Origin of the sequence: Baekduia soli (assembly GCF_007970665.1) — a bacterium.
In the GTDB taxonomy this organism is placed as follows: domain Bacteria; phylum Actinomycetota; class Thermoleophilia; order Solirubrobacterales; family Solirubrobacteraceae; genus Baekduia; species Baekduia soli.
Genome location: NZ_CP042430.1, coordinates 3,181,198 through 3,193,205, shown reverse-complemented (window position 1 = coordinate 3,193,205; position 12,008 = coordinate 3,181,198). Strand labels below are relative to the sequence as shown.

General features: G+C 73.0%; 14 protein-coding genes. 6 read left to right on the top strand and 8 right to left on the bottom strand.

All coding sequences use genetic code 11. From position 1 onward, the window contains the following. Nucleotides 1-76: 76 nt before the first annotated feature. Nucleotides 77-1,246 carry a sensor histidine kinase gene (locus FSW04_RS15180; RefSeq protein ID WP_146920707.1) on the bottom strand — a complete coding sequence of 390 codons (1,170 nt, stop codon included), beginning with the start codon at nt 1,244-1,246 and terminating at the stop codon, nt 77-79. A 273-nt stretch (nt 1,247-1,519) separates the two neighbouring features. Between FSW04_RS15180 and FSW04_RS15175 the strand changes: the two genes are divergently transcribed. Together FSW04_RS15175 and FSW04_RS15170 are read left to right on the top strand one after the other, a co-directional pair. Then, nucleotides 1,520-2,023 (top strand): response regulator, encoded by a 504-nt coding sequence (locus FSW04_RS15175; RefSeq protein WP_187368808.1) that lies wholly within the window; start codon nt 1,520-1,522, stop codon nt 2,021-2,023. Between the two features lie 77 nt (nt 2,024-2,100). Then, entirely contained in the window at nt 2,101-2,814 is a 714-nt protein-coding gene (locus FSW04_RS15170; RefSeq protein WP_187368807.1) for a response regulator transcription factor, read from the top strand. A gap of 69 nt (nt 2,815-2,883) precedes the next feature. Here FSW04_RS15170 and FSW04_RS15165 read toward each other — a convergent pair whose 3' ends face one another. Both FSW04_RS15165 and FSW04_RS15160 read right to left on the bottom strand, forming a co-directional pair. Next, nucleotides 2,884-4,335: a HAMP domain-containing sensor histidine kinase gene (locus tag FSW04_RS15165; protein ID WP_146920700.1), complete on the bottom strand. Its 1,452-nt coding sequence runs from the start codon at nt 4,333-4,335 to the stop codon at nt 2,884-2,886. Next, on the bottom strand, nt 4,332-5,012 hold the full coding sequence (locus FSW04_RS15160; protein ID WP_146920698.1) for a response regulator transcription factor: 681 nt from the start codon (nt 5,010-5,012) through the stop codon (nt 4,332-4,334). Before FSW04_RS15160 ends, FSW04_RS15165 begins: the two co-directional genes overlap by 4 nt. Nucleotides 5,013-5,131: 119 nt before the next feature. Here FSW04_RS15160 and FSW04_RS15155 point away from each other — a divergent pair, with 119 nt between their 5' ends. The 4 genes from FSW04_RS15155 (at nt 5,132) to FSW04_RS15140 (ending at nt 8,014) form a co-directional block, all read left to right on the top strand. Beyond that, entirely contained in the window at nt 5,132-5,752 is a 621-nt protein-coding gene (locus tag FSW04_RS15155) for a DUF4956 domain-containing protein (protein ID WP_146920696.1), read from the top strand. Between the two features lie 50 nt (nt 5,753-5,802). Continuing rightward, entirely contained in the window at nt 5,803-6,570 is a 768-nt protein-coding gene (locus tag FSW04_RS15150; protein ID WP_187368806.1) for a polyphosphate polymerase domain-containing protein, read from the top strand. Next, complete coding sequence (locus FSW04_RS15145; protein WP_146920692.1) at nt 6,563-7,387, top strand: phosphatase PAP2 family protein; 825 nt, start codon at nt 6,563-6,565, stop codon at nt 7,385-7,387. Before FSW04_RS15150 ends, FSW04_RS15145 begins: the two co-directional genes overlap by 8 nt. A gap of 219 nt (nt 7,388-7,606) precedes the next feature. Continuing rightward, on the top strand, nt 7,607-8,014 hold the full coding sequence (locus tag FSW04_RS15140; RefSeq protein ID WP_146920690.1) for a GFA family protein: 408 nt from the start codon (nt 7,607-7,609) through the stop codon (nt 8,012-8,014). Between the two features lie 112 nt (nt 8,015-8,126). Here the strand turns inward: FSW04_RS15140 and FSW04_RS15135 are convergent, their stop codons facing one another. Genes FSW04_RS15135 through FSW04_RS15115 form a run of 5 tightly spaced genes read right to left on the bottom strand, consistent with a single transcriptional unit; the run spans nt 8,127 to nt 11,914 of the window. Beyond that, entirely contained in the window at nt 8,127-8,573 is a 447-nt protein-coding gene (locus FSW04_RS15135) for a hypothetical protein (RefSeq protein WP_146920688.1), read from the bottom strand. Then, on the bottom strand, nt 8,570-8,989 hold the full coding sequence (locus tag FSW04_RS15130) for a hypothetical protein (protein WP_146920686.1): 420 nt from the start codon (nt 8,987-8,989) through the stop codon (nt 8,570-8,572). Before FSW04_RS15130 ends, FSW04_RS15135 begins: the two co-directional genes overlap by 4 nt. Then, on the bottom strand, nt 8,986-10,101 hold the full coding sequence (locus FSW04_RS15125; RefSeq protein WP_146920684.1) for a flavin-containing monooxygenase: 1,116 nt from the start codon (nt 10,099-10,101) through the stop codon (nt 8,986-8,988). Before FSW04_RS15125 ends, FSW04_RS15130 begins: the two co-directional genes overlap by 4 nt. A gap of 41 nt (nt 10,102-10,142) precedes the next feature. Next, entirely contained in the window at nt 10,143-11,675 is a 1,533-nt protein-coding gene (locus FSW04_RS15120; RefSeq protein ID WP_146920681.1) for an MFS transporter, read from the bottom strand. Further along, nucleotides 11,672-11,914 (bottom strand): hypothetical protein, encoded by a 243-nt coding sequence (locus FSW04_RS15115; protein ID WP_146920679.1) that lies wholly within the window; start codon nt 11,912-11,914, stop codon nt 11,672-11,674. Before FSW04_RS15115 ends, FSW04_RS15120 begins: the two co-directional genes overlap by 4 nt. Between the last annotated feature and the right edge of the window lie 94 nt (nt 11,915-12,008).

Genomic DNA, 12,008 nt, shown 5'->3' with positions numbered 1-12,008 from the left:
CGCCGCCCGACGCCGCGGGCATGCTCGTCGGAGGCCCGGACCCCTACGGCCCCCGGGCGTGGATCATGGGCCAGGCCTACCCCTGACCCTCACGCTGCGGCGCCTGCGAGTTGATCGGCAGCCTGACGCGGATCCGCGTCCCCTCCCCGGGGCTCGTGTGCACCTCCACCGTGCCGTCGACGGCACGGATGCGCTCGATGACCGCGGCGATCCCGATGTGACCCTGTCCGACCGCCTGCTCCAGGCGGCCGGGCTCGATGCCGACGCCGTCGTCCTGCAGGCGCAGCTCGACCGCTCGCGCACCCACGGTCACGGTGACCGTCACGTGCCGGGCGCCGGCGTGCTTGGCCACGTTGGTCAGCAGCTCCCGCGCGGTCGAGACGAGGAGGTCCTGAGGACCGCCGTGCTCGGCGGCCGGATCGACCGTGACGCCGACCTCGAACCCGCCGCGCCGGGCCGCGTCCCCGGCCAGCTCGCCCAGCACCGCCGTCAGACCCGCGCGCTCGAGCCCGAGCGGATGCATCTGGAACACCTCGCGGCGCAGCTGGCGGCTCGTCTCGTCCAGCGCCTGTCGGGCACGCTCCAGGGCACCGGGGCGTCCGCGGGCGATGTCGGTGATCTCCTGGCGGGCCAGCAGCACGTTCTGGATGGCATGGTCGTGCAGCTCCTCGGCCAGGCGCCGGCGTTCGCGCGCCTCGGCGTCCAGCGCCTGCTGGACGAGCGCGCGACGCGTCGCGGCCAGCTCGGACAACGTGCGCTGGCGGCGCCCGAGCAGGACGGACAACATGACCGCCGCGCTGCCGACCCACAGGAACGAGACGCTGTCACCGGCCAGCAGATCGATGTCACCCGGAAGGCTGGTGTCACGGTGGCGCACGGTCACGGCCAGATAGGCGAGCACCGACAGGCCCGCCCAGGTCGCCGTGAGCTTTGGGGAGAGGCGCAGTGCCGCCCCGATGGGCAGGACGTAGAACGTGTACTTCAGCGGCGACCTGGCGCCGCCACTGGTCGAGACCAGCAGCGCGACCATCACGAGGTCCAGCAGGGCCTGGACCACCGACAGCCGATCGTGAGCGTAGTCGGTGAAGGTCAGCGCCAGCGACGCGACGGCGTAGACGGCCAGCACGCCCACCACCCACGGAAACAGCCGGGAGCTGACGCCAGGGCCGTTGCTGGCCTCACCCAGCACGGCAGCAGGGACGAGCGCCAGGCGCAGCAGCGCGATGCCACGAGCCTCCGAGGCCACCCTCGGCCGGTCCCGGAGCCGTGCCGGCAGGCTCCGCACGTCAGGCCCCCGGTGCGATCCGGCGCGGGAACGCCGTCACCGTGAGGCGCTGTGGAGCCATCGCGGCCTTTCTAGCACGGCCTGCGATCCCGACCGGTGCAGCGAGGGGATGACGCGTGGTCAGCCGATCGCGCGACCCAGGGCCACGCCTGCGCCCAGCGCGCTCAGAGGATGCCCGGCGAAGACGACCGGCGACATCCTGCGTCCATCCGACATCCTCAAGAAGAGCCCGCCATGCCCGACGCCGCCCGCCACGAGCCCATCACCATCCGCGTGTCCCATACCCGGCCGCCGGTGATGAGCACCATCCGCGTCCTGATCGCCGATGACCATCCGCTGGTGCGCGTCGGCCTGCGCCGAGCGCTGGCCGACGACGGCCGCTTCGCCGTCGTCGGCGAGGCCGGCGACGGCCGCCAGGCCGTGGTGCTGGCCGAGCGCCTGGCTCCCGACCTGTGCGTCTTCGACGTGCGCATGCCGGGCGTGGACGGCATCGAGGCGATGACCGACGTCGTCCGGGCCCGCCCGGAGGCCCGCGTCGTGCTGCTCAGCGCCTTCGACGACGACGTGGTCATCGGCACGGCGCGCTCCAAGGGGGCCGTGGGCTACCTCACCAAGGACACCGAGCGCGACCTCCTCTGCGATGCACTGGCCCGGGCGGCCGCCGGCGAGGCGGTCTTCGCCGGCCCCGACGGCGATCGCCCGATGCAGACTCACCCCTCGGACACCTCCATCGGCTGATGGTCGACGACCGCCGCCCGAGCGATGCTGCCGCGGGCCTCGGGCTCCGCAGACCGGACGAGACGAGGACGATCACCATGCTGCACCTCAAGCCCGACGATCCCGCCACGGTGAGCGATCTGCGCCGCCCGTGGCCCACGGGCATGGCGGCCGCACGGCCACGGACCATCCGCCTCGTGGTCGCCGACGACCATCCGCTCTACCGCGAGGGGATCATCCGCGCCCTCGATGCCCACGGCGGATTCCTGGTCATCGGCGAGGCCGGCGACGGCGCCACCGCGCTGTCGCTCATCCGCAGCCTGGAGCCCACCGTCGCACTGCTGGACGTGCGGATGCCCATCCTCGACGGCGTCGACGTCATCACCGCCCTGTCACTTCACGGCCCCGACGTCCCGGTCATCCTGCTGTCGGCGTTCTCCGACAGACAGCTCGTGGCGTCCGGGCTGGAGGCAGGAGCTGCGGCCTACATCGACAAGACCGAGGACCGCGACGCCATCTGCCTGCAGCTCGCGACCATCGCAGCCTCTCCAAGCCTGCTGGCCCCACGCCAGCTCCGGCCGACGGACCCGATGGCCGGTGGTCACGAGCACTGGATGCCCCGCCTGACCCGGCAGGAGCACCAGGTCCTGCAGCTGGCAGGCAAGGGCATGGACAAGGTCGAGATCGCCCAGACCCTCGGCGTCGCGGAGTCCGAGATCCGCCGCCGCGCCTCCGAGGTCCTGCGCAAGCTCGACGTCGACTCCCTCGACACCGCCGTGGCGCGCGGCCGCACGCTGCGACTCATCCGCTGATGCACACGTTCCCCCTGCACGGCCGGAGCTGAAAGCGACCCGGCCGTCGGTCCGCGAGAGCCCGCCGGGTCAGCCCTCCATCGCGGGCGGCGTCGACGTCCGCGTCCGCACGTCGCGAGCGACGGCGGGCTGAGGACGCAACAGCGAGACGCCGGGAACGGACGCCCGTACGGCCGTCGGCAACCGGAGCACGCACCGCACGCCGGCGTCCGTGTTCTCGAGCCGGACCTCTCCCCCGTGGGCCGTCGCGATCTCCCGCACGATGGACAGGCCGAGTCCGGTGCCCGGTCGGTTGACCGCGTCGGCGGCTCGCGCGAACCGGTCAAACGCCGTCGCAAGGACGTCGGCCGGCAGCGGACCACCCTGATCGCTGACCCAGATACAGACCGCCGCCGGCTCGACGGTGGCACCGACGGTGACCGTTCCCGAGCCGTGGAGCACCGCGTTCCGGGTCATGTTCATGGCCGCCTGTCGCAGACGATCGGGGTCGGCCTCGGCATGTACGGCGTCGGCCTGCACCTCGAAGCGGCGCCCGACCGCTCTGGGGTCGCGCGCAGCCTCGCTCGCGACGTCACGCAGGAGCGCGTCGACGTCGACGTCGGTGCAGCGCAGCGGCAACCCCGTGCGATCGGCCCGTGCCAGCACGAGAAGGTCATCGGCGAGTCGCGCCAGATCGTCGGCGTCGGCGATGGCCGCTCGGGCGGCCCGGCGGAACTCGTCGACGGTGCCGGCATGGCGCAGCGCGAGCTCGAGCTCGGTGCGGATCGTCGCCACCGGGGTACGGAGCTCGTGGCTGGCGTTGGCGACGAACGCACGCTCATGCTCAGCGGCCTGGGCCATGCGCGCGAGCATGTCGTTGAGCGTCAGGGCCAGTCGGTGGATCTCATCGCGGGTGCCGGACACCGGCAGCCGCGCCTCGGGATCTGCGGTCGTCAGCTGCGAGGCGCGACGGCGCATCGCCTCGACCGGACGCAGCGCGGCGCTGGCGATCATGTACGCCAGCGCCGAGGCCAGGAGCAGCCCGAGCGGCCCGCCGATCGCCAGGGCGCGGCTGAGACCCTCGAGGGCGTGCTCGCGCTGGGACAGCGAAGCCCTGGTGACCGTGACGTAGACGCGCCCGCTCTGGTGGACGGGCACGACGAGCAGGCGATGCTCCTCGCCGCGCTCGATGAACATCGCGCGCCGGCCCAGCGCCGTCCGCACCTCGGCGGGACTCAGCAGCGCGGAGAGTCCGGCCGGCCGGCTCTCCAGGACACGGCCCGATCCATCGACGATCTGGGCCGAGCCCTCGCTGGCCTGGATCAGCGTCGCGGCCGAATCGCTGCCGGCGTTCTGCCTGATCGACTGGATCAGCTCACCGGACCGCACCCGGAGCGTCTGACGGATGCCGGCATCGAGGTTGGTCTTGGTGCGAAAGAACAGGAACAAGCCGATGGCCGTCAGCACGACGGCCATCACGCCGAAGAAGATCAGCGTGAGCTTGATCCGCAGCGACAGCTCCCGGAGGTGCAGGTGCTTCATTCGCCTCCGTCGCGGCGCAGTCGATAGCCGACGCCCCGGACGGTCTCGATGGATCTCACGGCGAAGGGACGGTCGATCTTGTCGCGCAGATAGCCGACGTAGACCTCGACGACGTTGGACCGCTCCTCGATGTGATCGGGCCACGCGTGCTCGAGCAGCCAGCCGCGGGAGAGGACCCGGCCCGGACGGCGCATCAGCGTCTCCAGGAGCGCCAGCTCCCTGGCGGAGAGGTCGATGGCCTGCTCGCCGCGCCAGGCCTCGTGGGTCGCGGGATCCAGCCGCAGGTCGCCCACGGTGATGACGCTCGGACGCTCGACGGGCCCGCGTCGCGCCAGAGCTCGCAGCCGCGCGAGCAGCTCCTCGAAGGCGAAGGGCTTTGACAGGTAGTCGTCGGCACCACCGTCCAGGCCTGCGACGCGATCCTCGATCTCGCTGCGGGCGGTGAGCATCAGCACGGGCGTCCACACCCCGGCATCGCGCAGCCGCCGGCAGACGTCGAAGCCGTCGGTGTCCGGGAGCATCACGTCCAACACGACGACATCGAACTCGGCGTCCTCGGCCTCGGCGAGACCGGCCGCCCCGTCGCGTGCGACGCGCACCGAGATGCCCTCGGCCGCCAGACCACGCCCCAGCAGCTGGGCCATCCGTGCATCGTCCTCGACGACCAACACCCGCATGCGCCGGACCGTAGCCGAAGCGCTCGCACCTCAGATTCGTCTCAGATGGCACCCGTAGCTTGACGTCTCGTGTCAACGACCTGTGAACGTCACGATCCGATCACCCAAGGGCCGGCGCGATGAGCGGTTCGGGGCTCGATCTGGCCGACGTCGTACTGCGGCTGTTCGTCGACGTGGTCTGCGTGGGAATGCTCGCTGCGATGATCGCGCAGCGCCGGCCGCGGCGCGGGCTGTTCGTCGTGTTCTCGACCTTCAACCTCGCGCTGTTCTGCGTGCTGACGGTGATCTCGGCCCAGCACATCGGTCCGGCCGTCGGGTTCGGGCTGTTCGCGCTGCTCTCGATCGTGCGGCTGCGCTCCGAGCCATTCTCCAACCAGGAGCTGTCGTACTTCTTCAGCGCGCTGGCCTTCGCGCTGATCAACGGCATCCGCCTCGGCAACCACCTCGTGCCCGTGCTGCTGGACGTGGTCCTGCTGCTCGCCCTCTTCCTGATCGACCACCCGTCGCTGCACCGCAGCACGACGCGCCAGCGCGTGACGCTCGACATCGTGGTCAACGATCCCGCAGAGCTGCGGGCCGAGCTGGCCCACCGCCTGGGGACCGAGATCGTCGAGGCCACGGTGGTCGACGTCGACTACGTGCGCGAGATCATGCGGATCAACGTCAGGACCCTGCAGCCCGCAGGCGTCGCCGAGCCGTCGGGGACGATGACCGACCTTGCCGTCGAGGCCGGAGCATGACCGCCCGGATTCCCCTGGCGGCGACGCGAGCGCTGTGGTCCCTCGCCCCCTTGGGACTCGACGAGCTCCAGGCCGACGCGGCGCTGCACACCAGGATCGATCGCAAGTACGTGGTCGACTGGGCCATGTTCGCCGAGCTGACCGAGGGATTGGCGAACTCCCACCGAGCCCTCGAGATCGACTCGCGGCGGACGTTCCGCTACGAGACGGTCTACTTCGACTCGCCCGCCCTCACGGCGTTCCGCGCGCACATGCAGCAGCGCCGCCGGCGCTACAAGGCGCGCTCCCGCCGCTACGTCGACAGCGGTCTGCATCTCTTCGAGGTCAAACTGAAGGGCGCCCGCGACGAGACGATCAAGCACCAGCTGCCCTACGCAGCCGATGACCACGGGCGCGTGACCGAGCAGGCCCGGGCGTTCCTGGAGGCCCGGGTCGCCGAGGCCTATCCACGCATGGCCGTGCCCACGCTCGCGCCGACGCTGCGCACCGACTACGAGCGCGTGACGTTGGCTCACGGCCCGGAGCGGGTCACCTGCGACTTCGCCCTCAGCTTCGCCGATGCGACCGGCAGGATGGTCCCCGGGCTGGATCCCGGCCACGTGATCCTCGAGAGCAAGTGCGAGCGGGGACTCGGGGCCGTCGACCGAGCGCTGCGCACCCGCGGCATCAGCCCGGTGTCGTGCAGCAAGTACTGCGTCGGCGTCGGGCTGCTGCGCACCGACGTCAAGACGAACGACCTGCGGTGGCTGCTCTCCCGCTACTTCGGGGCCATGCCCCTCGGCGCACGCGCCATGGCCCACGGGCCGGCCCATGCCTGAGACCACAGGCTTCAGCCAGCGCACCATCCGGGCCCTGCTCGGTCTCGTCGTCCTCGGCCTCGCAGGCGCCGCCATCATCCTCAACCTGCCCAGCGGTCCGTCAGGACCGCTGGGCGGCCAGCCCATGCCGACGCTGTTCGCCAAGGCGCGCCTCGGGCTCATCGACCGACTGGCCACCGCCCCGAAGGCTCGCGCCGACATCGCCTTCTCGCGGTGGGTCCGGGCCCATCCCGCACGCGACGACGCCGGCTTCTCCCGGTACGTGCTGGCGACCGTCGGCGGCCCGCCGAGCGGCGCCGTCCAACACGACGAGCTCCTCGCGCTCCATCGCATCGACGCCGCACGCACCCCCGCCGGAGTGGCCGCCGCCACCTGGCTGGAGGCCCACGGCAAGAAGGACGTGTGGAAGCTCTTCGACAAGCAGTACGGGGCCTTCGTCGCCAAGCCGGAGGCCAAGCAGTCGGCCGCGGTGTTCAAGGCGACCTACAAGCTCGGCAACCTGCTCGCCGCACAGGGCAAGGCGCACTTCGGCCGTCCGTCTCCCTACATCGCCGATCCGAGCCTCCATGCACTCAACCAGCAGCGCTTCGTCAAGAAGTTCTCCTATCCGGCCAAGCACGCCGTCCTCTCGTTCGCACTGAGCTCGGTCCTCAGCCACTACGAGCCCGAACGCGCCGGCGAGTACCGGTGGATGACCGACGAGGTCGCGTTCTCACGCCTGTACGCCGGCGGCCACTACCCGAGCGACATCGTTGCAGGCGCCTACATCGGCACGCTCGTCGCGCTCTACGAGCTGCACTTCGCCTCCACGACGTGATCGCGGGCGTGCTCCACCTGATCACGCCGGCGCGCCGGGCCATCGAGTCCTGCATCGGCTGTCTCACCCGCACGGCATGGGTCGAGGCCACGCTGCGCCCGGACTCCCCTCGCCCGGCGGCACCCCTCTTCGTGGGATACCTCCTCTCCGGAGCCGGATCCCGGCTCGCCCAGCGCGTCGGCAGGTCCCGTCGGCGCCTCTGCTGAGAGGAGACGCAGCATGGACCGATTCGCAGGCGGCTGCCTGTGCGGCGACGTCCGGATCGTGGCCTGCGGACGGCCCTACCGGGTCGGCCTGTGCCACTGCCTCGACTGCCGCAGGCACCACGGCGCCCTGTTCGGCGCCTTCGCGATCTTCCCGCAGGACGCGGTGACGGTCGACGGCGAGACCCGCGACTACGAGGGCCGGGCCTTCTGTCCCCGCTGTGGCTCCTCGGTCTTCGCCCGCACCACCGACGAGATCGAGGTGCACCTCGGCGCCCTGGACGTCCCGGACCAGCTCGTGCCGACCTACGAGGGCTGGACCATGCGTCGCGAGTCCTGGCTGCCTCCGTTCGGGCTCGCCCACCGCTATGAGCGCGGTCGCGCGGCCTCGGGGCGCTCCGAGGACGATGCCCCGGGCCCGTGACGGCCGTCAGGTGGCCGGCGGCGCCGGGACCGCTGCGGCGACTGCGGCGGCGGGCACCGCCGGTGGGACCGCCGGTGCCTCGCGTTGAGCGCCCGGGCCCTGGCGCTCCCGCCTAGCGGAAGTGCAGCCCCGCGGCGATCTCGACGACGAGCGCCGCCGCGACCACGCAGTCGACGACCATGCAGAACGGCGGCCACCACCGCGTGCCGGCCACGAAGTGCGTCCGGTGCTGCCACAGGTCCTTGAGGCCATGGCCGGCCAGGCCCGCCACCAGCAGCCAGGGCGAGCCCGTGACCGCGACGGCCGCCACCACGACGAACGCCAGGGCCACCCCGCTCTCGACCGCGATCACCTTCGGGCGGCCGTCGGCGACGGCGAAGCCGACGTAGATCGCCGCGATCAGGACGATCCCCAGCGCGTAGACGACGGCGGCGTCCAGCCACCAGAACAGCAGCGGGGTGGCGGTCTGGGCCAGGCCGACCACCACCCCCCGCTGCTTCGCCGCCCGCGGCGAGGCGTGGCTCGCGCCGGCGGCGGGGGTACCGGCGTGGGTGCTCATCGTCCGTGCCACCAGCGCTTCCAGGCCACGGCGGCCAGGCCGGTGAAGCCCCACGAGGCGGAGACGAAGGACGCACCGACCCCCGCCTTATAGACGGGGTGGTCCTTGAGCTCGGGGCGGAAGGCCAACACGCCGAACGCGTTCGCGTTGACCCACGCGCCGACCGCCAGCGGCAGCGCGACCGCGCGTGGCGGGTTCGGAACCAGCCGCGGTGCGGCAGCGGTCAGGCTGCCGAGCATGATCAGGTCCAGGTGCCACTGCCGCAGCCGGGCGCCGGAGCGGATGCCGAGCCTCGGAAGGTCGTGCGGGCGGCTGACGGCGACGGCCATCGGCCACCCGGTGAGCGCGCCGAGGGCGAGCTCGGTCAACCCGGACACGACCAGCCCGTCGATCGGTGGGGCGTCCTTGGCCTTCATGCGCGTGCCGCCGCTCGCGGGGCCAGGTCGGCGCGCGCGGCGCCGCGATCGCCGGACAGGGCACGGGCTCGCTCGGCGATGCACGCCGCGAGGTGCTCCGCGTCGTCCTTGACCCAGCCCAGGAGCGCGGAGCCTCGCGTGTGCAGCCAGGGCAGGCCGAGGGCGTAGAGGCCGGGCGAGGCGGTGACCCCGCGCTGGTGCGCGATGCGCCCGTCGCGGCCGAAGACGGGGACATCGATCCACGAGTGGTCGGCGTCGAACCCGGTCGCCCAGATCACCGCGTCGACCTCGAGGCGGCTGCCGCCGTCGAAGGCCACCGCGGCCCCGGAGGCCGACAGCGCCCGGGTCTCCATCCGGATGCCCTGGCGCCGAGCCCTGCTGGGGCTGCACCCGACCAGCGTGTCGCGGCCCTTCAGCCGCCGCCCGAGGCGCGACCCGACGGTCTTGTGCATGAGACCCGTCGCCTCCAGCACGCTGAACAGCTCACGGCCGAGGATCCGCGTGGGAAGCGGCGTCTGGCGCGATCCGACCGACAGGTGCACCCGGCGCCGGGGATCGGCGGCCAGCTCCTCGGCGATCTGGTAACCGCTGTTGCCGCCGCCGACGACGAGGACGCACCCCGCCGGCACGTCCTCGGGCCGGCGGTACCCGCTGCTGTGGAGCTGGACCACGCCGGGGTCGAGGGCCTCGGCGAGGTGCAGCGGGCGCCGCGGGGTCTGGAACGGGCCGGTGGCCACCACGACCTGATCGGCGTGGTAGGTCCGGTCGTCGAGCTCGACGACGTAGCCGTGCTCGCCCCGGCGCACCGCGCGCACCGTGCTGTCGAGCTCGACGGGCAGCGTGAGGTCCCGTGCGTAGTCGGTGAGGTAGCGCACGACCTCGTCCCGGCCCGGGTGGCTGTCGGGGTCGGCGGGGAACTCGCGTCCGGGCAGCCCGTCGTGGCGGGCCGGCGTGAACAGCCGCAGCGAGTCCCAGCGCGAGCGCCAGGCCGCTGCGGGCTGCGCCGCGGCGTCGAGGATCGTGAAGTCGCGGTCCTGGCGGGCGAGGTGGTGGCCGATCGCCAGTCCTGCCTGGCCGCCGCCGATGACGACGACCTCTCGGTGCTGGGTCATGGGGGCTCCTTGGGTGTGGGCGGTGCAGGTCATGGTGCTCCTCAGTGGATGGCGACGCGCGGGGCGAGCGCCAGCTTGGGCAGCAGGATCGCTGCGGACGGCAGGACGACGAGGGCGACGACGCCGGCGGCGGCCGACATCCCCGCCACCGCCACGAAGGCGTCCCCGAGGCCGAGGCTGAGGCCGGCCGGCGACGCGGCGCCGGCCGGTGCGGCGGCGATCGTGGCCAGGACGGCGACGCCGATCGTGCCGCCGATCTCGTGGCCGGTGGTGGTCAGGCCGGAGAGCATGCCGGTCTCCTCGTCCTCGGCACCGGTCATGACCGACACGGAGACGCAGACGAGCACGACGCCCAGGCCGACGCCGGCCACGAGCATGCCGGGCAGCACATCGGCGAGGTAGCTGCCGCCGACGCCGGCGCCGGACAGCAGCACCATGCCCCCGGCCGTCGCGGCGAAGCCGGCGGCCATCGGCATCCGGACGCCGGCGTGCATGAGCACGTGGTTGCCGGCGTGGACGCCGAGGCCGAGCGCCACCGCCAGGGGCAGGAACGCCAGCCCCGTCGTCAGCGGGCCGGCGTCCAGCACGTCCTGCAGGTAGAGGGAGACGAGCAGGAAGGTGCCGAACAGCGCCGCGGCGGCCACGAGCATCAGCAGCAGACCGCCGCCGACGCCGCGGTCGGCCAGGCGCTCGAGCCGCAGCAGCGGCCGCGCCGTGCGCCGCTCGGCGGCGACGAAGGCCGCCAGGCCGGCCAGCCCCGACCCGCCGAGACCGAGCGTCTGCGCCGAGGTCCAGCCGGCGTCCGCAGCCTGCGAGAGCGCGAACACGAGCGCGGCCGAGCTCCCGCTCGCCAGCGCGGCGCCGCGCAGGTCGAGCCCGTGCCAGTCGGGGGCCGCGGTGTCGGCGGGGATCATCCGGCGGGCGGCGACGCCGAGCGCCAGGCCGATGGGCAGGTTGACGACGAAGATCGCCTGCCAGCCGACGAGCTCGGTCAGGGCGCCGCCGACCAGCACCCCCACGGCCGCGCCGGCGCCGCCGACGGCGCCCCAGGCGGCCAGCGCGTGCGCCCGCGGCGTGCCCTCGCGGAACGTGCCCATCAGGATCGACAGGGCGGCGGGCGACAGCATGGCCGCGCCAAGGCCCTGGCCGGCCCGGGCCGAGAAGAGCATCGCGGGGCTGCCGGCGGTCGCGGCCGCCAGGGAGGCCACGACGAACACCCCGAGCCCGGTCAGGAACATGCGCCGGCGCCCGAGCAGGTCGGCCGCGCGGCCGCCGAGCAGCAGCAGGCTGCCGAAGATCAGGGAGTAGCTCGTGATGGTCCAGCCGAGGTCGCCGCCCGCGATGCCGAGGCTCCGGGCCATGTCGGGCATCGCGACGTTGACCGCCGAGATGTCCAGGATGACCATGAGCTGGGCGACGCACAGCAGCAGGAGCAGCCGCTTGAGCCGCTTGAGGGCGCCGCCGGCGTGGGCGGGCGGCGCGGTGTCGGGGTGGTGGTGGCTGTGCATGGCCCCACCCTCGTCGGCGCCGCCCACCCCGACATCAGGGCGCGACCCTGAGATCGCGGGGCTCATGGGATCTCCACCCGGGCGACCGCGCTGGCCGTCGTGCGCCGGGCGACGTAGGCCGGCAGCAGCGCCAGGGCGGCCTCCGGCGAGCCGGCCGTCACCGCCCACCAGATCGCGTGGCCGCCGTAGCGGCAGGACGACATCGTCGTCCGGTGGCGCAGCGGGCTCTCGTGGCCGGTGAAGGACGCGAACACGGCGCCGCACTCCCCCGGCTCGTGCACGTGGTGCAACAGGAACGTCGGCATGGTCCGAGCGTCGCGGCGCACGCCGCCGGCGACATCGGGGCGCCGCCCTGAGCTTGCGCGGCCCCCCGCGCCGGGCGCCGGGCGCAGCGGCCGT